The organism is Haloferula sp. BvORR071, assembly GCF_000739615.1.
Taxonomy (GTDB): domain Bacteria; phylum Verrucomicrobiota; class Verrucomicrobiia; order Verrucomicrobiales; family Akkermansiaceae; genus Haloferula.
This window is the reverse complement of the sequence record NZ_BATP01000056.1, coordinates 1-22,787: the sequence shown is the minus strand read 5'-3', so window position 1 is coordinate 22,787 and position 22,787 is coordinate 1. Positions and strand designations below refer to the sequence as shown.

General features: G+C 64.4%; 15 protein-coding genes. 7 read left to right on the top strand and 8 right to left on the bottom strand.

Features of this window, described 5'->3' with window-relative positions:
* Nucleotides 1–73 precede the first annotated feature (73 nt).
* On the top strand, nt 74–2,617 hold the full coding sequence (locus BV071_RS26505; RefSeq protein WP_035613823.1) for a VCBS repeat-containing protein: 2,544 nt from the start codon (nt 74–76) through the stop codon (nt 2,615–2,617).
* Nucleotides 2,618–3,376: 759 nt separating this feature from the next.
* The gene (locus tag BV071_RS26495; protein WP_035613819.1) at nt 3,377–5,920 is read left to right on the top strand and encodes a VCBS repeat-containing protein; all 2,544 of its coding nucleotides are present in this window, start codon (nt 3,377–3,379) and stop codon (nt 5,918–5,920) included.
* 496 nt (nt 5,921–6,416) lie between these two features.
* Here BV071_RS26495 and BV071_RS26490 read toward each other — a convergent pair whose 3' ends face one another.
* From BV071_RS26490 to BV071_RS26480, 3 genes are all read right to left on the bottom strand, one after another.
* Nucleotides 6,417–7,448, bottom strand: a complete 1,032-nt coding sequence (locus BV071_RS26490; protein ID WP_035613817.1) for a zinc-binding alcohol dehydrogenase family protein — start codon at nt 7,446–7,448, stop codon at nt 6,417–6,419.
* A 172-nt stretch (nt 7,449–7,620) separates the two neighbouring features.
* Nucleotides 7,621–8,433, bottom strand: a complete 813-nt coding sequence (locus tag BV071_RS26485) for a sugar phosphate isomerase/epimerase family protein (RefSeq protein ID WP_265594932.1) — start codon at nt 8,431–8,433, stop codon at nt 7,621–7,623.
* A gap of 142 nt (nt 8,434–8,575) precedes the next feature.
* Complete coding sequence (locus BV071_RS26480) at nt 8,576–8,965, bottom strand: RbsD/FucU family protein (protein ID WP_035614197.1); 390 nt, start codon at nt 8,963–8,965, stop codon at nt 8,576–8,578.
* A 496-nt stretch (nt 8,966–9,461) separates the two neighbouring features.
* Between BV071_RS26480 and BV071_RS26475 the strand changes: the two genes are divergently transcribed.
* From BV071_RS26475 to BV071_RS26465, 4 genes are all read left to right on the top strand, one after another.
* The gene (locus tag BV071_RS26475; protein ID WP_035613814.1) at nt 9,462–10,154 is read left to right on the top strand and encodes a FadR/GntR family transcriptional regulator; all 693 of its coding nucleotides are present in this window, start codon (nt 9,462–9,464) and stop codon (nt 10,152–10,154) included.
* A gap of 38 nt (nt 10,155–10,192) precedes the next feature.
* Nucleotides 10,193–10,498, top strand: coding sequence for a hypothetical protein (locus tag BV071_RS26470; RefSeq protein ID WP_035613812.1), 306 nt, complete (start codon nt 10,193–10,195; stop codon nt 10,496–10,498).
* Complete coding sequence (locus BV071_RS35820; protein WP_265594931.1) at nt 10,486–10,608, top strand: hypothetical protein; 123 nt, start codon at nt 10,486–10,488, stop codon at nt 10,606–10,608. Before BV071_RS26470 ends, BV071_RS35820 begins: the two co-directional genes overlap by 13 nt.
* An 80-nt stretch (nt 10,609–10,688) precedes the next feature.
* Nucleotides 10,689–11,624 (top strand): hypothetical protein, encoded by a 936-nt coding sequence (locus BV071_RS26465; RefSeq protein WP_035613810.1) that lies wholly within the window; start codon nt 10,689–10,691, stop codon nt 11,622–11,624.
* A 372-nt stretch (nt 11,625–11,996) separates the two neighbouring features.
* On the opposite strand, the gene BV071_RS26460 is transcribed toward BV071_RS26465, so the two are convergent.
* The 4 genes from BV071_RS26460 to BV071_RS26445 form a co-directional block, all read right to left on the bottom strand.
* Nucleotides 11,997–15,032, bottom strand: coding sequence for an autotransporter-associated beta strand repeat-containing protein (locus BV071_RS26460; RefSeq protein WP_265594930.1), 3,036 nt, complete (start codon nt 15,030–15,032; stop codon nt 11,997–11,999).
* A 442-nt stretch (nt 15,033–15,474) separates the two neighbouring features.
* On the bottom strand, nt 15,475–16,929 hold the full coding sequence (locus tag BV071_RS26455; RefSeq protein ID WP_035613805.1) for a FecR family protein: 1,455 nt from the start codon (nt 16,927–16,929) through the stop codon (nt 15,475–15,477).
* Entirely contained in the window at nt 16,926–17,468 is a 543-nt protein-coding gene (locus BV071_RS26450) for a sigma-70 family RNA polymerase sigma factor (protein ID WP_035613802.1), read from the bottom strand. Before BV071_RS26450 ends, BV071_RS26455 begins: the two co-directional genes overlap by 4 nt.
* Nucleotides 17,469–17,562: 94 nt before the next feature.
* Complete coding sequence (locus tag BV071_RS26445; RefSeq protein ID WP_052573916.1) at nt 17,563–18,555, bottom strand: metallophosphoesterase; 993 nt, start codon at nt 18,553–18,555, stop codon at nt 17,563–17,565.
* Nucleotides 18,556–18,846: 291 nt separating this feature from the next.
* Here BV071_RS26445 and BV071_RS26440 point away from each other — a divergent pair, with 291 nt between their 5' ends.
* The gene (locus tag BV071_RS26440) at nt 18,847–19,761 is read left to right on the top strand and encodes a metallophosphoesterase (protein ID WP_035614193.1); all 915 of its coding nucleotides are present in this window, start codon (nt 18,847–18,849) and stop codon (nt 19,759–19,761) included.
* A gap of 209 nt (nt 19,762–19,970) precedes the next feature.
* On the opposite strand, the gene BV071_RS33725 is transcribed toward BV071_RS26440, so the two are convergent.
* Nucleotides 19,971–22,316 (bottom strand): serine/threonine-protein kinase, encoded by a 2,346-nt coding sequence (locus tag BV071_RS33725; RefSeq protein ID WP_052573914.1) that lies wholly within the window; start codon nt 22,314–22,316, stop codon nt 19,971–19,973.
* Between the last annotated feature and the right edge of the window lie 471 nt (nt 22,317–22,787).

The following is a 22,787-nucleotide window of genomic DNA, read 5'->3' as shown; positions in this document are numbered from 1 at the left end:
CCCCGCCCCGTATAGCGTTGACGAGCTCCAGCGCTCCCCTCAGCTCTCTTCCAGATACATAACACGCTCCCCGATGCCGTTCCCCCACCCTCGCGCGTTTCCCCTATCCCTCTTTGCCCTGAGTTTTACCTACGCGAGGCTGGCCCCGGCCGCGGATACCGACGTCACGACCCCGCCGCGGATCGATCTGCTCAGCCCTTCGCGGACCTTCTCGACTGCTTCCAGCCAATTCACCGCGGCCGATCTCGATGATGATGGTGACCAGGACCTGGTCCACCAGCCTCAAGGCGGCAGCGATCAGGAGGGCGATCCGCATGCCTACTGGATCGAGAACCTTGGCAATCGCCAGTTCGGGCCGCTGCGGCTCATTCATCTCGGGCCCACCGATTCCGGACAGACCCTGGAGGGAGCGGTGGTGTGGGATATGATCGGCGACTCCAAGCCGGAGATCTTCGTAAGCCGCCGCATGCTCCCGTCCATCAGCTCCTACACGCCGTTCGCGCTTTCGCCCGGCCTAACTGAGGATGCCCCTGCACCCATCGTGCCCACGCGCGTCGCCGGTGCCTCGTCCATCCCTTGGGATCTGGTCGATTTCGATGGCACGGGGAATCCCTATATCGTCTCGATCAACGGTGCCGCCGGGGCAGATCAAACCACGGTGAGAGCCTACAAGCGCAATGGGGGATCCGTCGGCGATCCCTTCCAGCAGGCATGGGAGGTCACCTCCCGGTATTTCGATCCCCAGGACGTGGTTGATTTCGATGCCAGCGATGTGGATGGCGACGGTGACGGCGATCTCTGCGTGGCTTGCAGCGACGACGTAATGCGGATCTTCGAGCGCGAATACCTCGGCAGCTCCCAGTTCGAGCCGCGGCTCTTCCCGGGTGTGGATTCCCACTCCACCTGGATCGATGTGAATGGCGACGGCCGCCGCGACATCCTGCAGCCCGACTACAGTTGGCACGAGAACCTCGGCAACTGGAACTTCACCCTGCACGAGCCCTCACCCGCGCATGAGCTGCTGGCCTACGCCTCTTTTGAGAAAGTGGTGCCGCGCGCGGGGCAATCGGCCCTGGTGCATGCCATCGTCCTGAATGAAGACCAGACCGCCTACGAGCGAATCGTGGTCCCCTTCGACTCCGCCACGCCGCTCATCCGCGAGACCGCGCCGGGTGACCCGAATCGCTTCCCGACGACCCTTCACTATGGCGATCTGGATGGGGACGGCCACGTGGACCTGGTGTATGCCTATTCCGCGGGGTATCCTTCCTACTACGGTTCCCGTATCATCGTGACCGCTTGGGGTTCTGCCTCCGGCTTCTCCGCGCCGCAGCAGGTATATGTCGGGCCCTCGCCCTACAGCCGCACCTTCGCCGCGGACTTCAATGGGGACATGCTCCCGGATCTCGTCAGCGGGCCGGACGCGCTGGGCAGCTACCGCATTCGCTACAATGCCGGCGTGAGCAACAGTCCCTTGGAAGACGGCGAGCTGATCAATGGACTGGAAATCCCCGGCACCGAGCTCCGCATCCTCGGCTCCGCGCGCATCGACAAGGACAAGTATCCCGATCTGGTGTGCAGCTACACGCGCCTGCCCGTGGACGAGGATGGCCCGGAGCAAGCCATCGTGGTCGTGCGCGGCCGGAAGGACGGCTCCTTCATCGCCCCGGTCGTCCCGGCTGGCGGCCTGGTCTTCACGCCGGGCCAGATGCTGGACGGTGGCGGCATGCAAAACGAGAACTTCGTCGATTGGGACCGCGATGGAGACCTCGACCTCGTCTCCTGGGGCCAGTGGCATGAGAATGTGAATGGCAGCTTCCCCGCGGGCCACCGCCTGCTGGTGGAGCTGGGTACGATCCCGGATTTCCTAGGCAACCCCGCCACCATCGGGGGCACCATCACCGGCGATATTGATGGGGATCGCGCACTCGACATCATCTCGCTGGTGCATGGCACGGGCACGGGGAATCAAGCGCCGGATCACATGCTGGTCGCCTTCAACGATGGCCGCGGCGGCATCGAGGAAACCATCGAGCTGCCGATCCAATTGGCCAACTATGATTTTCTGGGCAATCCGACGATGACGGGCACTGCTGTTCTCGCGGACCTGAACGCCGACAAACGCCTGGACCTATGGGTGCGCGAGGTCACTGGCGCGGACAGCCTTGGCAATCCCGTCACCAAGGACCGCTGGCTGCGCAATCCCGGCCGCCGCACGGCGCGAGCGATGAACACTTGGGTAGCCTCAAAGCTGCCCGCCGGCGGCGACAAGGTAACGCCCGGCGTGGCTTTCGGCGACTTCGATGGCGACCGCAAGGCGGTGAACCTGAAGAAGAACAGCGGTGAGTGGCTCAGCCCCTGGGGCTACCTGCAGTCCACCAAACCTGGACCAATCTTCTCCGGGCCCTATGATTTCACGAATGGGTTCCTCAACCTGACCAAGGCCGGCTTTGATGGCGGCGTGGACATCGATGGGGATCGGGACACGGATTTCATTTTCGGCGGTGGAGGCTTCCCGGAGGTCGTCCTCTACAATCCCTCCGCGGAAGCCGGCAAACGCAAGCCCGTGAAGGCAAAGGCAGTGGAGTGGCTGGGGAGCCTGCCGGTGGTGAGGTGAGGTGGTTCTTCGGCATCAAAAGGGGTGCAGGTGGTTGGAGTAAACTCCGCGCGTCCGCATGCGCGACCTACGTGCCCCCCTTCAGGGGGCATGGTCATCGGGTGCCTGTAACCCAGGGTTGCGCTGCGCTTCGCTTGCTCACCCTGGGCTATTCACGTTTGCCCCTTTGGGGCATTGAAGGCCGGGCCATCGCGTTTGCCCTTTTGGGCATTGGGAAGTTCATGCGATGGTCAACGGCCACGGGTTGGAGTGAAGCGGCTTCACACCAAGCCAAAGCGGTGTCGTGCCACCGCACTCCACAGTTTTGCCCCTTTGGGGCATTGAAGGCCGGGCTATCGCGTTTGACCTTTTGGGGCATTGGGAAGTTCATGCGATGGTCAACGGTCACGGGTTGGAGTGAAGCGGCTTCACACCAAGCCAAAGCAGTGTCGTGCCACCGCACTCCACAGTTTTGCCCTTTTGGGGAATTGGGGCCTCAGCTCGTTCGAGCTTGCTCAGGCGCCGGGCGCGCCATGCCAGGGCGGCGAGCCAAAGCAGGAAGGTGAGCAGCAGGAGGAGAAGAGGAAACGGCAAGTAGCATCTCCCGCGAAAGGCGCGCCAGCTCGCCCAACCGCTTCAGGCTGAACTTTGAATTCCGGATGAAAAGGCAAAGAAGTCCGGATGAATCGGGAGATCTGCGCCCTTCCACGGCCCGGAAAGCATTGACGCAGTCCCCTCCCCTCCCAAGCTCACCGCCAGAACAAGATAACTCGCTCACGCATGCCGCTCCTCTACCCCCGGGCCCTTCCTCTATCCTTCCTCGTCCTGACATTCCCCGCGTCCACTTGGGCAGCCGGTGGTGACACGGACTACACCACGCCACCGCGGATCGATTTCATCAGCCCCTCAAGTGACTTCTCCACGCATGCCACCTATTTCACGGTGGCCGATCTGGATGGCGATGGAAATCTGGACCTGGTCCACCTGCCGAATAACAGCACGGCCGTGCCGGGGGATCCGCACGCCTACTGGATCGAGAATCAAGGCGGCCGCCAATTCGGCAGGCTGCGGCTTGTTCATCTCGCTCCCACCGATGCCGGACAAACCCTGGAGGATTCCGCGGCGGTGGTGAATCTCACCGGCGATTCGAAGCCGGAGATCTTCGTGAGCCGCCGCTACTCGCCGCAGCAAAGCCTCTACCTGCCGCTCGCCCTCACCCCTGACTTGCTGGACGATGGTAACGCCGCTCCGGTCGTGCCGCTTGAGCTCAGGGGCTTCGCGAACTCGCCGTGGCAGCGGGTCGATCTCGAAGGCACCGGGCAGACTTATCTCTTCCAGGCCTTCGACGCCGAGGGTGCTGGCACCGCCACGATGTCGATCTACAAGCGCAATGGCGGCACCGTGGGCCAGCGCTTCCTGGAAGCATTCGTGATCAATGCTTCCTACTTCGATACGGCGGAGATCAATCATGTGGAGTCCCACGACATCGATGGCGACGGTGATTACGACCTCTGTGTGGAGACCCGCGATGACAAGGTGCGATTCTACGAGCGGCTGACGCACCAGACCTATAGCGGCACGCCGCGGATCCTGCAGGATGTCTATGCCAAGACCCAGTGGCTGGATCTGGATGGCGATGGCCGGACCGATATCCTGAGTTCGGATTTCAGCTGGCAGAAGAACCTCGGCGGCTGGAATTTCAGCCCGCAGGAGACGCCCGCGGCGCTGGTCGACTTGCAGTATCCGACCTACCACAAGGTGGTCGCGCGTGCGGGGCAATCGGCGCTGCTGCATGCGATCGTGCCCACGGAGGACCAGAGCGGCTATGAGCTGGTCAGCATCGCTTTCGATTCCGCCGAGCCGCTCTCCCGCCAGCCCTTGCCAGGAGCCGCCGATGGCTCCACGGTCTTCCTTCATCTGGGCGATGTGGATGGCGACGGCCAGCAGGACCTGGTGTATTCCAGCTCCGCTGCCGGCTCCTTCTACGGTGGATCTCGTACTATCTCGATCGCCTGGGGTTCGCCGTCCGGCTTCCTGGCGGGGCAGACGGTGTGGGAAGGCCCGGGCGCGGCGTATCAGGTCTTCAGCGCGGACTTCAATCAGGACCACTGCCCGGACCTGGTCAGCGGGCCGTATGCCAGCGGCGACTACCGCATTCACTTCAATCGCGGTGCCGCCGGCCCGGATGAGGGTGTGGTGATCAATGGGCTGCAGATCCCCGGCACCACGCTGCGGATCCTGGGCGCGGTCCCGATCGACAAGGACAAGTATCCCGATCTGGTCTGCCGCTACACTCCCCTGCCCGCGGATCCGGCCAATCCCAAGAGCGCGCTGGTGGTGGTGCGCGGGCGCAAGGATGGCTCTTTCATCCCGCCGGTGATCCCGGCTGGAGGCCTGGTCTATACTCCCGGCCTGGCCTTCGACAGCGGGGTGGGCCCGGGCAGCAGCAACGATTTCATCGACTGGGATCGTGATGGCGATCTCGACCTGATCGCCTGGGGCCAGTGGTTCGAGAATGTGAAGGGCAGCTTCCCGCCGGGCCAGCGGACCTTGGTCGGCCTGGGAAGCATGGAGGATTTCCTCGGCAATCCGGCCACCATCGGTGGCACGATCGTGGGTGATCTGGATGGTGACCGCGCGCCGGACATCATCTCGCTGGTCTATGGTGCGGGCGTGGGCAGCGAGCCGCCGAAGACGATGCTGGTCGCCTTCAACGACGGCCGCGGCGGCATCGAGGAAACCGCGGAACTGCCAATCCAAATCGCCCGCTATGACTTCCTGGGGAATCCGACGGTGGCTGGCACCGCGGTGCTGGCAGACCTGAATGCCGACAAGCGCCTGGATCTGTGGGTCCGCGAGTCCGGCAGCAGCGATGGGCTGGGCAATCCCATCATCACCGAGCGCTGGCTGAGCAATCCCGGCCGCCGCGCGGCGCGTGATATGAGCGCGTGGGTCACGCATGCCTTGCAGCCCGGGAAGGTCGCGCCGGGTGTCGCCTTCGGGGATTTTGATGGTGACCTGAAGGCGGTGAACTTGAAGAAGGGCATCGGCGAATGGCTCAGCCCCTCGGGCTATCTCAAGCCGACCCGCAGCGGCCCGCTGCTCTCCGAGGCGTATGACTTCACCAACCACTTCATCGATCTAACAGGACAGTGGTTTGCCGCTGGCCTGGACATCGACGGTGATCGCGACACGGACTTCCTGCTCGGCGGTGGCAGCCAGCCGACGATCATCCTGCGGAATCCCCAGGCGGATGGCGGCAAGCGCCGGCCGCTGAAGGTGAAGGAAGTGGCGTGGCCTGGGGAGCTGCCGGTGGTGAGGTGAGGTGTCTCTCAACCCCCGAAGGGGCGTGTGGTGAGAGCGACTCTCCAGCCCCAAAGGGGCGCAGGTTGATAGCCCAGGGTAAGCGGAGCGCAACCCTGGGTTCCTGACCGAAGGAGAACGTGCCCTGAAGGGGCACACGTAGTGCGGCAATACACCGCGTGTCCGCATGCGTGGCCCACGTGCCCCCCTTCAGGGGGCATTCCAGTTCGGCCGCGCTGACCCAGGGTTGCGCTGCGCTTCGCTTGCTTACCCTGGGCTATCGACGTTTGCCCCTTTGGGGCATTGGAGGCCGGGCTTTCGACGTTTGCCCCTTTGGGGCATTGGAGGCCGGGCTTTCGACGTTTGCCCTTTTGGGGCATTGGAGGCCGGGCTATTTGCGTTTGCCCTTTGGGGGCATTGGAAGTTCATGCGATGGTCAACGGCCACGGGTTGGAGTGAAGCGGCTTCACACCCAGCCAAAGCGGTGTCGTGCCACCGCACTCCACAGGGTGTCCTGTTAGAGGTCGATGATCACCTTGATGGCGCCGAGCTTGGGGTCGGTGAACTTGGCGAAGCCGGTGGGGACTTCGGCGAAGGGCAGGCGATGGGTGATCCAGGCGTCGGTGTCGATCTTGCCTTCGCCGATGAGCTTGATGATCTCGCCGAAGTCCTTGGGCAGGGCATTGCGGGAGGCGAGGAGGGTGAGTTCACGACGGTGGAAGACGGGGGCGTGCGGGAACTTCAGTTCCTGGGTGGTGATGCCCACATAGACGACGCGGCCGGTGAAGGCGGCGTATTGAAAGCAGGTGGACATGGAGGCCGCGGAGCCGGTGGCATCGATGATGACGTCTGCCAGTTGGCCGCCGGTGAGGGCTTCGAGTTCGGCCAGCTCCGAGCCGCTGCCATCGCCGCGGACGAGGATGCCGTTCGAGAGGCCGAGCTTCTCGCGCACGAAGTCGAGGCGGCCCTGGACCATGTCCATGATGACCACGCGGACATCCATCAGCTTGAGGAATTCCAGGCAGGCGAGGCCGATGGGGCCAGCACCGATGACCAGCACGGTCTCGCCCGGCTGGGGATTGCCGCGTTGCACGGCGTGGTAGCCGATCGCGAGGGTCTCGACCAGGGCGAGCTGGTCGTAGGAAAGGTGATTGCCGGGATGGAGCTTGCGGGCAGGCACGATCCAGGAATCGCGCAGGCCGCCATCGGTATGAACGCCTAACACCTGCACGCCGGGGCAGCAGTTCGACGAGCCCTTGAGGCTGGTGGGACTGGCGGGATCGTTGACGTAGGGTTCGAGCGAGGCCTTGTCGCCGGGGCGGATGTTAGAGACGCCATCGCCAACCGCGAGGACCTCGAGGCCAAGCTCGTGGCCGGGGATGCGCGGGTAGGAGAAGAAGGGCATCTTGCCGAGGTAGCCGGAGAGATCGGTTCCGCAGATGCCCATGCGGTGGGTGCGGACGAGGGCTTCGCCGGGACCGGGTAGAGAGGGCTCAGGGAGATCGATGAGGTTGATCTCTTCGGGGCGGGTGAATTGGATGGCCTGCATGAGATAAGAGAGAAGATGGAGGAAAGAAGAGAGGAGCGAGACTCACCCCCGGCTGAATGGCCCCGGAAGTGCCGCATTCTCCCGGGGGCCCTCGGGTGGGCGCGCTCTTCCCGTGCTTCGTCCGCCTAAAGGCGGGACTACATACCACTGAAGTCGGGCCGTGCTCATAAAGCTACAAGCCTACCTTGCGGATGGACGCGAGGGTCTGGCGGGCGGCTGCTTCGGGGTCGCCGTTAGTGAAGATCTCGGCGGAGATGTAGCCTTGGTACGAGATGTCCCGTAGTGCCGCGGCGATTGCTGCTGAATCGGTGTGGCCGCTGCCCATCGCCAGGCGGTTCGAGTCGGCCCAGTGGACGTGGCCGATCTTGGAGCCGGCATCGCGGATGGCCTGCGCGATGTCCGCTTCCTCGATGTTCATGTGGAAGAGGTCGGCGAGCAGGACGATATGCGCGAAGCCATGGCCACAGAGGAATTCGGCGGCGGGGAGCAGGCGGTTGAAGAGGTTCGTCTCGTAGCGGTTCAGGGGCTCGTAGATGAAGGGCACACCGGCATCGGCCGCGGCCTTGTCGATGGTGGTGAAGGCGCCGGACAGGAGTTCCAGCGCGCGCTCGCGGGAGACTTCCCCTCCCCACTTGCCCTGCATGGAGCCGAGGATGACGGGCGCGCCGAGCTGGCCGCCGAAGTCGATCATGCGCAGGATGAAGTCCTGCGCCTCGCGGCGCTTGTCCTGTGAGCAATCGGTGAGCGAAAGGCCGTGCTTGACCATGCCCGCGCCGCTGCCGATGGCGGCGACGCTGAGGCCGAACTTCTCACACAGCGAGCGGATGGTTTCGGCCGGCACTTCATCCGGCCCGCCGAAGAAGAGCTCGACGGCATCGTAGCCGCAGGCCGCGGCCTTGGCGAAGACGACGTCGAGCTCATCGTGGAAGACGAAGGGGCCGGCGGCCATCTCGGGCACGCGGCAGAGGGTAACGGCGGTTTTCATCGGCATCTCAACTCAATTCAAAGGCAGGAGGAACCACGGATGGCACGGATTTACACGGATGAAAGGCAGGGAAGACTGCTGGAAGCGGGTCTTCATTCGTGTTGATCCGTGTTCATTCGTGGTTGCCTTGGCCTTTTCTAACTCACTCGGACTCGAGGATGATATTCCCGTAAGGGGTAGGGTCGCCGGTGCGGATCAGGCCGATGGCGTGGGGCACGCGGGTCTTGAATTGGAGATGCGGCTCGCGGGTGAGCGGGATCTTGCCGAAAGACTTGGCGAATTCGTTGACCTTCTCCTGCGGGTTCACGGTGAGGAATTCCTCCGCCTGCCAGATCCGGCCGATCTTGAAGTTCGGCGTGATCAGGTCCAGCACCTGCAGGACGGTGGGGATGCCGGCGGTCAGCGAGATGTCCACGGTCTCGATCCCGGGCCAGTAGGGAAAGGCCCAGTCGGCGATGACTAGGGTATTCGTGTGGCGGATGCGGGCGAGGAGATGAAGGACCTGTGGGTTCAGGATGCCGGACTGGAGCATGCCGGGATGATGCATACCGGGCGGCGGGCGTCACCGGGGAATTCGGACAGAAACGCAGAAAATCGGAAATGGGATGACACAACGCTGAGAAAGGCAGGGGGATGGGAGGCACCACGAATCGGACGAATCTAACGAATCGAAGCAGGACCGGGATGAATGGGATATTTGAGATCCCGGCTCCGGCTTCCCCTGTATTCCAATCCCATCCTATTCATCCCATCCATCTTGGTCCCATTCGAGGAAGGGGAGTTTTTGCACCGCGAATGAAACAGCCGGGAGATGGATAACCCGAGTGGGTAGCAGCGCCGAAAATCCCCCTCAGCTCTTCTTCCAAATTCGCGTCCATTGGCGTCCGTTCGCGGTTTTTTCCCCTTCATGGCAGGCAAGCGGCGATTCGCCTGCCTCCGCGCTCCGCTGCCGTCTTGTATTACAACCTTGTAAGGGTGAGCGAGCTTTCCACTGGCGATAATTGAAACAGGCGGTCTAACGTGCAGATGTGCAACGACGCAGCGCTCAAATCGCCGGTGAACTGGAACAGGAAATCCTGGGGGGCAAGCTGCCGCCGGGCGACCGCCTGCCATCGGAGGAGAAGCTCTGCGAGCGCTTCAAGGTGAGCCGGACGGTGATCCGCGAGGCGATCCAGCAGCTCCGCGGCCGCGGCTTGCTGCGGACCCTGAAGGGCTCCGGCACCTACATTGCCGACCCCAGCCTGGAATCGCTGGGGCAGGCGGTGGAGAGCTACTCGGTGCTGGCGGAGGAGAGCGATTTCCTGGAGCTGATCGACTTCCGGATCCTGATCGAGACCGAGTGCGCGCGCCTGGCCGCCACGCATGCCGGCGAGCAGGTGATCCGCGAGCTGAAGCGGATCCTCGAGTCCATGGAGAAGATGGGCGCGGCCAAGGACAAGTTCAGCAAGGCGGACATCGCCTTCCACCTGGCGATCGCCCGCGGCTCCGGGAACAGCATCTACTCGATTTTGTTAGGCGCGCTGGAGAAGCGCTGCATCGCCTATGCCCAGGCAAACCGCGGCGATGGCGATTGGTCGACGCCGGTGATCGATGGTCACCGCGCGATCCTGGAAGCGATCGAAGCCGGCGTGCCGGAACGCGCGGCGGATGCGATGCGGAAGCACCTGCTGTCCTCGCGGAGGCACTTCGTGGATCTGGAGCATGGGGGTGCGAAGGCGTAGGCTTGCCTCGCCACGGACGCGCGGGTTATGCACCTGTGATGGGAAAACGCGAAGGATTCATCGCCGAGGCCAAGAACAGCGATGGGCGGAGGACCATCTTCCGCTTCATCCACCCCAAGGACGATGACTGGCAGGACTTCCCGGAGGAGATCTCGATCGTGTGGAAGTATCCCGGCAAGGAGCTGCCGGAGGATGAGTTGCGCGCCGAGATGGACGGGCTGGAAGAGGCGCTGGACCCATTGCTGGACGAGGGCATGGCCCGCTTGCCGCTGGTGATCACCGGCCTGGGTTCCAAGGAGTGGGTGCACTTGCGCGCTCCTATGAGGGGTTCATGGCGCAGCTGAACGAGCTGCTTGCGGGGAAGCCGCGGTTTCCGATCGAGATCAAGCATTCGCACGATCCGGAGTGGCTCTACTGGCATAGCTTTGTGGATCGGATGGTGGCGAAGGGGTGAGCTTGCCTTGAAGCTTCTCCACTGCGCATGAGCGCTCTGCGAATTCTCCGTGAAGCCTGCATTCCGGTCTGGGTGGATGGATGGGAGTGTGCGATTCGGCGGAGGTGACTTGGTTGAAACGCACAGGGCTTGGCCTGATCGTCTGGCTTGGGATTGCTTGGGCGAATCCCGCACACGCCGCGCCATCGAGCGAGGCACTGGCTTCCATCCTCGGCTATCCGGCCGGTGAGCTGGTGGTTGAGGATGTGACTGCCGCGGAGCGCGAGCTCTGGGCGACTCCAAACGGGAAGGAGCGGAGATCGGGGGTCATGGAGTCCCCTCCCCCGCAGAAGCTGCGCGCCGCCTACCGGATCGGTGGGAGGGATCCGCGGACCTTCAATACCATCATCGTTTACGTGGCGGACGAAGGGGCGCTTCTAACGGAAAAGGTGAGTGGCATCCTGGGCAAGATAGCCGAAGCACCCGCGAAACCGATCAGCAAAGGCGGCAGAGGTCCTCTCGGTCCAATGAAGTTCGACGGGGCGAGTGCAGGCGGAATCTACCTTCAGGAGATGAAAAGACCGTCCACCCTGAAGGTGATGACGGAACCGGGGAACAGGACAGCTCTCATCTCGGTGGTCCGCCTTGCCGATCCCCAACTGGAGATCCAAGTGGCGGTGATGGCGGGACTGGATGAAGGCACGGAACTGATGCCGATCAAAGGCGGTGAGGACTACTATCAGAGATTCGGGCCGGAGCAGGCAGAGGACGCCTCGCCCGAGATCGCGGTGAACCTTTTCAGTGGGATCACCCGGGAGATCGTGGCGACATCGCTTCCGGACAGCGCGGGGAGAAAGCCCAGGCCGACGCGTGGTGGAGCCTCGGATGGAGGTGGAGGGAAGGCGGAGGTGTTAGAGGCGTCCGGTGAGCGGGGGGCGGGGTCGGTTGCTTCGGGGTCTGCGTATTGGATTTGGGTTGTGGGGGCAGTGGGGATTGTTGGAGTGGGATGCTGGGCGGTGGTGAAGAACCGGCGGTGATTTTGATGGGTGGTAGGGCTCCGATCCGAGGTGATGGCGGATGGGTTTGGTGTGTGCCGGGGGGCTGACGGTTGGGATGAGAGTTTGGCGGTGACTTCGTGGCCGCTCACGGAGGGTCATAGGGTGAGCTTGGCGGTGCTGCACGGCAACAGGGTTGCCTGCCGGAAAGCGGCAGCAGGCTGCGCGCAGTCCAAGGCGGCTGCGCCGCGGGGAGAGGCATTTGTGACTGGCGGAAAACATCGCAGCCCGCACGACGCTCCTAACGCCATGCGGGCTGCTCCCGTGAACCCCCGTGCAGCCAGACCCCGGTCTGCACGGAAATTTTTTCCTGCGATCCACTCCACTACGGTGGATCTCGTACTTCAGGCCGGATCAGGGCTTGGTCGCCTTCAGGCGGCCGAAGATCTGGGGATCGGTGCGCGGGACGGTGACGACGACGGTCTCCAGACCGACGGCCGGGCTGTCCGGGGTGATGGTGAAGATGCCGGAGCTGCTGGCCGGAACCGGGACCTCGGTGCCGGGGAAGGCCGGGCCGTAGAGGAAGGTCTGGGTGGTGTCAGACTTCGACTCGGCGCGGCGGACGAAGGTGAAGGTGACATCCGTCTCGGTGGCCGCGGCGACCGGGAGTTGCAGGCCGCTGCCGGAGCCGGTGCCGGGGTTCGAGTTCAGCACGTATTCCAACACGTTCGGCACGCCATCGCCATCCGGGTCACCATCGCTGCTGGTGTCGGAGAGGCCGGGGAAGCTGCCGATCCAGGAAGCATAGCCGGAAGTCACGGGCGCGTAGGTGAGCACCAGGTTGTTGCCGGCCACGCCGAGCGACCAGGGGCTGGTGCCGGTGAAGCCGCCGGCGACCGCCACCTGCCAGTTGTCCGCGGTGAAGCCGGTGGGCGGTGCATCCGCGGTGCCGATGACGAAGCTGTGCGTGCCTTCAGCGAAGTTCACCAGGCCGGTGGTATCCACCTGAATGGTCAGCTTGTTCAGCGCGGTGGCGGTGGTGGCGATGCTGCCGAAGTCCACGGTATCGAAGCCGGTGCCCGCGACGCCGGTCCAATCCGTGAGCTGCAGGGCGAGGGTTGAGCCGCCGTTGAGGTTCAGCGCGCCTGCGCCGGTGGCAGTGCCCACGGCCACGCCGGGAGCGAGGATGCCATCGACATTCGCGGTGCCGCTCAGATTCATGCTGCCGGTCAGGGTCGTGCCTGCGGCGACATTCACCTGGGCCGAGCTCAAGGAGGTATTCACCACCAGGCTGCCGCCGCTCACGGCCGTATTGCCGACGAAGGTGGCGGGCTGGGTCAGGGTGAGGGCCCCTCCCCCGCTCTTGGTGAGCGTGCCGGTGTTGTTCGGCGCGAGATCCTCCGCGAGCAGCGTGTGCGCGATCGCAGTGGCGGCGGTGGCTCCGGGCACGGCCACGAAGTCGAAGGTCACGGTATCACCCACCGCGTAGCCATCGCCCGGGCTGGTAATGGTGATGCCGGTGACCGCGCCATTGCTGACATTCGCGATCGCCGTGACGCCGGTGCCGGTGCCGCTGGTGGTCACAGTCACGGCCGGTGCGCCGAGGTAGCCACTGCCACCGGTGCCCACAGTCGCGGGCAGGCCGGTGAAGGCGAGACCATTGCCGCCCATGCCGACGATCGGCGCCGCAAAGGTCGAGGCATTGCCATCGGTATTGATGGTCGCGCCACCGCGCAGCATCCGCACTGCGGTGAGCGAATTGGTCGCCAGTTCGATGTTGTTCGCGCCGGCGGTGAGGGTGCCGCCATTGAAGTTCACGATGCCGGTGCTGGTCACCGTGCTCTGGCGGAAGATGCGGCTGGAGATCTTCAGCACGCCGCTGTTCAGGTTGAGCGTGCCGGAGGTGCCAGCGGCCGCGCCGAGCACGACCGCGCCGTCATTGGCGGTGGCGGCATTGCGGATCGCGCTGAAGCTGCCGGTGCCGCCGAGCGCGGTGCCGATATTGATCGTCGCGATGCCATTGGTGGAGTCGCCACCGATCAGGCGGTAGGAGGCGCTATTGATCCCCGCGGTGCCGCCGGTGATGGTATAGACGCCGCGGCCATTGGCATTGGCGATGGCGAACCAACGATTCGAGGTGAGCGTGCCGCCGGTCTGGGTCAGCACGCCGGTGCCATTGAAGCCGACGCGGACGCCAGCGCCGGTCGGGGTGGTGGCGGTGCCGCCGCTGAGCTCGAAGCTGCCGTAGCTGCCGGTGGTATTGCCGAGGGTGATGTATTGCCCGTCCTGCGCGAAGGTGACGGTGCCCGCGGTCTGGCGGATGGCGCCTGCACTGGCGATGGCGCCGGTGCCGACCACCGGTGTGGCATTGAAGGTGAGCGTGCCGGTCTGCTCGAAGATCACGGTGCCATTGCCCGCGGCATTGCCGACTTCCAGCACGCCGGTGCCCTTGGCGGCGGCACCGGTGAAGGTCAGGGTGGCGCCGCCAGAGACCTGGGTCGCGGCGGTGGCGGCATTCGTGCCGCTGACCACGGCGCTGCCAGCGCGGATCTGCAAGGGACCGGTGTAGGTATTCGCGCCGGAGAGCGTGAGTTTGTTAGACCCGGTCTTGATCACGCCGACGCTGCCGGCGAGCACCGAGGAGATCTCCATGTCCGCACCCGGACTGATGCGGGTGACATTGGTGAGGGTCAGCGTATTCCTCTGCAGCAGGGTGACGGGCGCGGTGAAGTCGAGCATGCGCGCGGAGATCGGCGCGGCGAGGCTCACGCTGGCAGGCGTGCCGGCGGAGAAGCTCGCGACATCCGTGCTGGCATTGTCCCAAGCGACCGGACCGCCCTTGTCCCAATTCTGAGTGGTGCTGTCCCAGTTCGCGGGATCGCCGCCATTCCAGGTCTTGGCATAGGCGACGGGAGTCGCACCGAGCAGGATATCGCCGGAAGTAGTCTGGCGCGCGGTGGGGGTGGCGAAGTCCGCCGCGGTGTGATCGAGCAGCACCCATGTCGTTTGATCGGCGCTGCCTTCCAGGATCCAGCGCACGGGATCGCGCTCGCTGGCGTCATTCGCGGTGGAGAAGCGGTAGCCATCGATGGTGACCGGCGCGGTGAAGGCGAAGACGATGGGGTTACGGTAGAAGTCGAGCCACTTGGTGGTGGTAAGGCCATCGATCAGGTTGGCCGGGATCTCCGCGGCGGTGCGATTGCCGCCGGGATTCGTGACGGTCGCACCGGTGAAGGGCACTGCCGCGCCGCTCTTCAGAAAGGCGAACTCGGCAAGCTGGATGCTATTCGCGGTGCCGTCATTGCGCAGCTTGATCGGCGTGAAGCGGTAGTACTGGTAGGTGGCATCCACCGCGGCGGCGGTGCCGCAGCAGCAGACGGAAGCGAGGGCTGCCAGCAGCAAGGCCGAGCGGCGGGAAGTGGCGGATGGGTGCGTGATACGGGTTTGCATCGTCGTGAGGTCGTTCGGGTCTGGTTCGTGTACGTAGTTCTTGCGTGCCGCAGGCTTGACGGACCTGCGAAGGAGGGATGCCGGACGCAAGAATCCGGCGGGCTTTGCCACCGCAAACGGGAGCGGCGGCCGGGGAATCAATGGATCAACTACGGCAAGCGTAGTAATTCAGCTTGGGAATACGGATTTCGAGGTCGGAATGCGGGTACGTAGTCCTCCCGTGATACAGGCCTTGCGGGCCTGCGAAGGAGGCTTCCGGAGAGCGGTCTCCGGCGGAGCGGATCCCCGCAGTGGCGCGGGGAGGCAGGTCAACCGGCCGACCAGGAACGCGGGAGCTCAGTCCTGCGCCGGGCGGTTGCGGTCAACGGGAAGGGAAGGAAAAGGAAGCGGGAGTGGGAGCGGGTTCGGGTTTGGGAAAGGAAGCGTGCCGGATCGCGCCGGATCAGGGGTAGTCCACCACCTTCACGGAGAGGCGCTTGAGGGCGAGGTCGCCGCCATCGTCATTCCAGATGGTCACGGAGGTGGGGATGGCGCGGCTGCTGGCGGGGATCTCCGCGATCAGCTTGGCCTGGGTGGAGGTGCCGCTGTGCAGGGTGATTTTCCCGGCCAACGCATCGTAACGCAGCGTGAGTTCATTCTCCTGGAGCGCGGAGATATTCGTGAGCTCGCTCTCCGTGCCGCCCTCGCTGGAGGCCTCATCGCGCAGGCGCCAGCGGTGGCCGTCCTTCGCCCGGGCCTGCACGGAGCAGATCACGGTGCCATCGGCGGCCTGCAGCACGATCTTCTCGATGCCGCCCATGCGTGTCTGCTTGTCCAGGATCGCGCTCGGCTGGCGGGTGCTGAAGGACATGAGCACCACCTGGCGGTGATTCGGCTGGGTCTCCTGGGTGAAGCGGCCGCGCAGATTGCGCGCGCTGCCGGAGGTATCCAGCAGGCCGCCGCCGGTGGTGGTGAGATTGCGCTCCAGCAGGACATCCCATGGCTGGCCGACATCCGGCTGCTTGCCCTTCAGGGTGGTGCCGCCGGGCTCGCTGAAGTCATCCTGGAAGACGACCACCTCGCCGGGCAGGGCCTTGCGGAAATCGGTGGCGGCCACGGGATCGAGGCTGGTATTGCCGCGGTTCAGCCATGAGGCGGAGTCGCCGGCCTTGAGGGTCCACTTGCCCTTCTGGATGCCGCGATCGATCTCGACCGCGCCATTCACCACGTGGACCTCGCAGGAGCCGCCTTCCATCACGCGCACGCCGAACTCGGTGCCGATGTGGCGGATGCTGGCACCGGCCGCGGAGATCTTGAACTTCGGCGCGCCGGGAGCGACGCGGAAGTAAACCCGACCGCGGCGCAGATCGAGATCGCGGCCATTCTCGCCCATGTAAACCAGCGCGGGGCCATCGATGCAGGCCTCGGTGAACTTGTTCAAGCGGGCGACGACCACGCCATCGCTGACTTCCAGGCGCTGGCCGTGACCCCATGAGCCTTCATCGACAGCCGCGCCATCGATCAGGAAATAGCTGTCTGCCGAACCGGCCACGCGGGCGGGATCCGCAGGACCGCGGAAGAAGGTGAACCAGGTGGCGCTCAGAAGGACCAGAGCGGCAGCGGCCGAGCTGCCCCAGATCCACCAATTGCGGCGGCGGCGCTCGCCGGCATCCGCATCCGCCCCGGCGATGAGCTGGGCGTGCATGGCCAGGTGGTCCGGGATCTCGTAGTTGTCCGCGAGCATCTGGTCGGTGCTCATCAGCGCGAAGTAATCGCGGCGCACCTGCGGGTCATCCAAAAGCGTCTGCTCCAGGCGATCGAACTCGTCCTTGGCGATGGTGCCATCCAGCAGCTCGTGGAGCAGCTTGTTGGTGTCCTTTTCGTCAGCGGATTCCGGGGAGGGCGGGAAAGCGTTCATGGGCTATCGGGCTCCGGTTCAGGTTGGAGCTGGCTCTCGATGCAGCGGCGCAGGGAGGCGCGGAGCTGGTGAAGGCGGGCTTTGAGGGTGCCGACGCTGCGCTCGGTGGCGACGGCAAAGGACTCCAGCGAGCCGCCGGTCCAGTAGCGGTGGCGGAGCAGCTCCTCGTCCTTGGCGGTGACCTTGCGCAGGCAATTCGCCAGCGCGCGGCGGCGTTCCGCCAGCTCATCGGAGAACTCCGAGAACTCGGTGGCGAACATGTCCAGGAGCTTGTGGTCGAAGGAGACCACCCGCGAGCGGCGCTGCTTGCGGAGGTAGCTTTTCACCTCCAGCTGGGCGATCTGGAAGGCCCAGTTCTTGAAGCTGGTACCCGGGGTGAACCTCTCCCGCTTCTTCCAGAGGACCATATTGACCAGCTGGCGGATATCGTAGGCGGCATGGGCATCGCCCACGAGCGCACGGATGAAGTAGAACAGATCCACCTGGTGGTGAGTCAGTTCCTGCACAAATTCATCGATATTGTCGCGGCCGAGGGTCATTGCGGACCGGCAGTAACTGCCGCTGGTCCCGGAAAGTTTAGTGAGGGGTTAAAAAAGTGCGAGTGGGGATGCGTGGGAGGCTGGGAGCCAAGCCTTACACCCTCGCCGAATCCACCGCGCGGATCTCGGGGCGGATCCAGTCCGGCTCGATGACCGGATTGCTATAGTGCAGTTCGGCAGGGTCGGGCTTGAGCCATTCGCCGGGTGCGGCGCGGAGGGAGAACTTCCCGGCAGCGGGATCGATCTCCAGCACGGTGAAGAGCGGCTTGGCATAGGGCGCGGTGGAGGAGACGTGCGGGAATTTCTTCGCCAGCTCCGGCTCCAGGCGCTCGCTGCGATACTCGCTGCCCATCCAGAAGTAGGAAGCGGAGTTGAGATGCACATAGGGGATGCCATCGATGCGCCGGGCATGATCAATGTGCCAGTGGCCATTGAAGCAGGCGGCGACCTTCGGCTTGCCCTCCGCGGTGCGCGCCGCGGCGATGAGTTTGCGGACCTCGGCCTGGTTCGCGATGCAGGAGGGATGCTCGAGGCTCTGGTGGGAGATGATGAAGGTATTGAGCTGCGTGGCGGCGAGGTCCTTCTCCAGCCAGGCCACTTGGTCCGCCGCGAGGTAGGCGGGATAGCCGCCCTTCCAATCCGGTGGCATGTCGTTGCCATCGAGCACGATGAAGTGGCAGCCGCCGAGATCGAAGGAGTAGTAGCGCGCGGGCATGCCGAGGAAGGCGACGGCCTGCTCGCGCTTGAAGCCGCCATCCATGTCGTGATTGCCGAGCACGTGATACTTCGGCCCGGGGAAGCGGTTGAAGATCGCGAGGAAGTCGCGGTTCACGGGCTTGGGGATGCAGAAGTCGCCCAACTGCATGATGGCATCCACCTTCTCCTTCTCCGCCAGCATCGCGTCGATGAAGGCGGTGAGCCGCGCATCCGCATCGTGGATGATATCCTTGTGGATGTCCGTGATCAGGCCGATGCGGAGTTTGTTAGACGAGGCCTGCGCATTGCCCTCCGCCGCCGCGCCCAAGGGCAGCGGGAAGACGGAAGTGGCGGCAAGGGTGTGAAGGACTTGGCGGCGGGTGGGTGGCATTCGGACGCTACGCTTTGGAGGAATTTTCAGCTGAGCATATTAATCACGAGGGGAACAGGAGATTCTTTAGGGCCGACAAAATGAGGTTTAGGAACATTGATATCGGCTTCCTCGGGAGAGCCTCCCCTAACAAGGTGCTTCCCACGGACGCCTCGTCACCGCGGCAAACCATCAAACCCCACCCCTGCCCCTGCAGCATCCGCCTTGCCAAATCGCCACCATCCCCGGCGATTTTGACAGCAATATTCCCCCGCGATCCGCGGTTTCATCTGCAATCCAATCGCGATGTCGATGACAGCTCCAAACCCTTCTCCGCTCAAGCGCCGCAACTTCCTGGGCCTGGGTGCCGCGAGCGCCGCCGCCTTGCCGATGGGCGCGCTGGCAGCACCGGCTGCCACCAGCAGTGCCAAGCTTCTAACCGTGCTGCACATCACGGACATTCACCTGCGCCCGGAATACGATGCACCGGCGCGCTGCGGGAAGATTCTCCGCGCGATCCGCCAGAGGCACCGCGACATCGGGCTGGTGATCAATACCGGCGACAGCATCTACGCGGCGGACTACAAGAACATCACCCGCGAGCGCGTGGAGGAGCAGTGGAAGCTCTGGGATGAGGTGGTGATGCCCGAGCTCAAGGGCCTGCCGATGCTGCACACGGTGGGCAATCACGACACGTGGTGGGCGGGGCCGGAGGGCGATCCGATGCGCGGCGTCCCTTACGTCTGCAAACGCCTGGGCATCGCGGAGCCCTATACACGCACGAGCCAGGGCGGCTGGGAGATCCTCACGCTGGAGAACTCCAGCGGCTCGCTGGGCAAGGGGCAGCAGGACTGGCTCTTCCAACAGCTCGATGCGCTGCCGGCGAAGGCGCCGCTGTTAGTCGCGGGTCACTTGCCATTGTTCTCGCTGGCCGGTGATTATGACGGCGGGAACATGAGCGGGGCGAAGGCGGTGATCGACAAGCTGGCGGCGCGGGAGGCTCCGGTGGTGGCGCTGAGCGGTCACATCCACCTGCGCAGCAGCGAGGAGCTGTGGAATATCCGCTTTCACTGCAATGGCTCGCTCAGCGGCTACTGGTGGGAACCGGGCGACCGAAAGGACTGCGGCTACAAGCGGACTCCGATGGGTTATGCGATCCTGAAGCTCTGGCCAGATGGGAGGAGCGAGTGCAGCTATCTACCGGTGGAAAAGCTAGCTTTCCGATGAGCGCTTCGTTGACGCTACGGGAAACGGCCACGACCTGAAAGAGACCAAGTTCCCCCGCAGCCAAAGCGGTGTCGTGCCACCGCACTCCATAGGCCCCTCCGATTGCGACCGATTTGCGACGCGCCTCCCGGCGCTAAGAGCAGATTTCGCTGACTGGTGGGTAACAGGAAGGACATGTATCGCCCCGCCGGAACGGCGAAGGCGGAGATCTACTCCGGCCACTTCACGTCCGGCGCTTTACCTCCCCAGAAAGGTTGCTTGGGATCGAAGATATCCATGCCGTTGGCCTTGATGTGGCCATTCTCGTCGATTTCTGAGACTTGGTTACTGCCGCCGAAGAGGATTACGACGGCCTTGCCACCGTAGGCCTTGGGATCGAAGGCGTGCTTGCCCTTGGCGCACGGGGCGATGAGGACAGGGGTGCCTGGTTCACACCTGGAATCGAGGCCGGCAATGTAGACGAAGCCGCACTCGCCGGCAGCAAGCGCGGTGTCGTCGCTGGAGCAGATATTGTCAGGCCGCTTCGGGGAATGTGAACCCTTGGCCCAGAAAGTTTCCTCACTGGCACCGTGGACGAGAAGTTGGCGGAAGAGCTGATTCGAACTGCCGCTGCCGAGCTTGAGATTCGTGCCGGTAGCTTCCTTGACGGCGGCGGCGGTGCTGGCGTCGGGGAACTTGCCGTAGGTGCTGTCGAATTCCATCAAGGCGGCGGCGGCCCGCCTGCCATGGTTGATCGCTTCGTCGCGGTCAGCTGCGGGACGGTTGATGGAGCCTGACTTGTCGCGCTTGATGAAGAGGAGCGGGGCCAGGCCAAGCAAGGTGAGAGCGATCAGCAAGGGGATGAGCCGCTTCATGCGGACCTTCCGCGGGCCGAGCATCTGCAGGATGGTGGAGGCCGTGAGGACGACGCCGAGGATCAGCACCGCGCCCTTCTCCAGGCCGGATGTCAGCCAGACGATCGAGAGGATGAGCACCGGCAGCATGTGCAGCAGCGTGCGGTGGAAGGGAAAGCGCCCGCTATCCCCTGCCCCGCCGGATGGGCCGGACGGCGGATCGTCGTCCTTGTCATTGCGCTTCTGCTGGAGCTTCTGCATCTGCTGGCCGGCCCACCAGAAGGCGAAGAAGTTGATCGAGGAGATGAGGATCATCCCGGTGGCCATCCAGAGGCCCATGCCCTTGAACAAGTTCAGGGCCCAGGGATGGAAGAAGCGGTAGGCCTGGGGATCCCGGGCAGCGGCGGACATGGTGTGGACACCCATCGCGCCGCCGCCATTCGCATAGTAGCCGATGGCCATGCCGCCGATGGCGATGCCGCCCACGGCCAGCCCGCCGACGGCCATAAGAAGGCCGAGTGAAAGCCCGCCGAAGGCCAGGATGCCAAGCGCGAGTCCGCCAAAGCTGAGGACACCGCCGGCCACGCCACCGATCGCAATGCCGCCGAAGGCCAGGCCACCCATGGCGAAGCCGCCGATCGCGGTATCGCCGACCGCGATCCAGCCGCGGGCGATGCGGCGCTTGCCTGTTCCGGGATCGATGCCGGAGCAGATGTGGACCAGCGGCAGGCCGAGGAACTTGCGGCGCGAGCGGTAGTCCACGCCATGGAGGCGCATCTGCTGCCAGGAGAACTCCGCGGGCGCTTGCTGAGAATGCGCGAGGGTCTCGACCACGGTGCGGAATTCGCCGGCGGTCTGGAAGCGCAGCTCGGGCTGCTGGGCCAAGGCGCGGAGCACCACTTCATCCAGGCGGACATCGATCTGGATGCGGCGCGAAGGAGCTACGGGAAGTGCCGTAGGTCGTTCGCCGGTGAGCATTTCGTATAGGACGACGCCAAGGGCATAGATGTCCGCGCGGTGATCGACGATGCGGACGACGCTCTGCTGCTCCGGGGCCATGTAGGCAGGCGTGCCGGAGGGATCGCCGGCATCCCCGGCGAGGCTGGCGATGCCGAAGTCGGCGATCTTCACGCGGCCATCGCGATCCAGGAGGATATTCTCCGGCTTGATGTCGCGGTGGACGATGCCCTGCTCGTGGGCGTATTGCAGCGCCTCGCAGACGGGCGGGACGATGGCGAGCGCTTGCTCCGGCGGCATCTTGCCCTCGCGCAGGAGGTCGCGGAGGTTCACCCCATTGATGAACTCCATGACCAGGTAGTAGAGGCCGCCGGTCTCGCCGAAATCGTGGATGGTGACGATGTGCGGGTGGCTCAGTTTCGCGAGCAGCTCGGCCTCGCGGGCGAAGCGGCTGGCAAAGCGGGCATCCCTTTCGCGTTCCGGCGCGAGGATCTTGATCGCGACCAGGCGGTTGAGGGATTTCTGGCGGGCCTTGTAGACCGCTCCCATGCCGCCGCGTCCGAGGCACTCGAGGATCTCGAAGGCCGGGAACTTGTCGGCGATTTCCTCCGGGGTGAGCGGCGTGGAGGGAGAGTTGGCCGGGGCTTGGTCGCTGATCGTGCGGGAGGCGATCGCTTGGGCCAGCAGGCAGGCGGGGCAGAGGGATTTCCCCTCAGGCAGGGGCTTGCCGCACTCGGGGCAGGAGCTGGAAGTGGAGTTGGTCACAGGGTGCCCTTAGCGGTTTCCCCGGAAGTGTTACGGAAAGAATGGGCGATGGGGAGATTTTGATTCGGCGGGGGCGCAGCCGCCTTGGAGTGCGTGCAGCCCTGCTGCCGCTTTCCGGCGGGCAACCCTGTTGCCGTGAAGCACCGAGAGATTACCTCTTCACCTACCGTGATAGGGTGCAGCGATCCCAAGGCTCCTTTCAACCACACGCGTGCCGAGAAACGAGGCTCAGCGTTTCACGGCGCCGCACACGCAGATGAATCCGCGGACCGCTTGGTCCTTCACGGCAGCAAGGCTGCCTGCTCTAAAGCGGCAGCAGGGCTGCACGCACTCCAAGGCGGCTGCGCCGCGGAGGGAAAGACGCAGGGGGGGCAGCTGTAGGGTGGTGCGCACGACTGTCCAAGCCGGCTAAAGACCGGCGCACCCAGTGGGCTGTTGGTAGGGCGGGCTTTAAGGCAATGCCTTCAAGGA

Coding starts and splice junctions, on each gene's coding strand:
- BV071_RS26480 (WP_035614197.1), bottom strand. CDS start 8,965: ATGCTCCAGTCCGGCATCCTGAACCCACAGGTCCTTCATCTCCTCGCC.
- BV071_RS26470 (WP_035613812.1), top strand. CDS start 10,193: ATGGGAAAACGCGAAGGATTCATCGCCGAGGCCAAGAACAGCGATGGG.
- BV071_RS26495 (WP_035613819.1), top strand. CDS start 3,377: ATGCCGCTCCTCTACCCCCGGGCCCTTCCTCTATCCTTCCTCGTCCTG.
- BV071_RS26490 (WP_035613817.1), bottom strand. CDS start 7,448: ATGCAGGCCATCCAATTCACCCGCCCCGAAGAGATCAACCTCATCGAT.
- BV071_RS26455 (WP_035613805.1), bottom strand. CDS start 16,929: ATGAACGCTTTCCCGCCCTCCCCGGAATCCGCTGACGAAAAGGACACC.
- BV071_RS26450 (WP_035613802.1), bottom strand. CDS start 17,468: ATGACCCTCGGCCGCGACAATATCGATGAATTTGTGCAGGAACTGACT.
- BV071_RS26440 (WP_035614193.1), top strand. CDS start 18,847: ATGACAGCTCCAAACCCTTCTCCGCTCAAGCGCCGCAACTTCCTGGGC.
- BV071_RS26485 (WP_265594932.1), bottom strand. CDS start 8,433: ATGAAAACCGCCGTTACCCTCTGCCGCGTGCCCGAGATGGCCGCCGGC.
- BV071_RS35820 (WP_265594931.1), top strand. CDS start 10,486: ATGGCGCAGCTGAACGAGCTGCTTGCGGGGAAGCCGCGGTTTCCGATC.
- BV071_RS26505 (WP_035613823.1), top strand. CDS start 74: ATGCCGTTCCCCCACCCTCGCGCGTTTCCCCTATCCCTCTTTGCCCTG.
- BV071_RS26460 (WP_265594930.1), bottom strand. CDS start 15,032: ATGCAAACCCGTATCACGCACCCATCCGCCACTTCCCGCCGCTCGGCC.
- BV071_RS26445 (WP_052573916.1), bottom strand. CDS start 18,555: ATGCCACCCACCCGCCGCCAAGTCCTTCACACCCTTGCCGCCACTTCC.
- BV071_RS26465 (WP_035613810.1), top strand. CDS start 10,689: ATGGGAGTGTGCGATTCGGCGGAGGTGACTTGGTTGAAACGCACAGGG.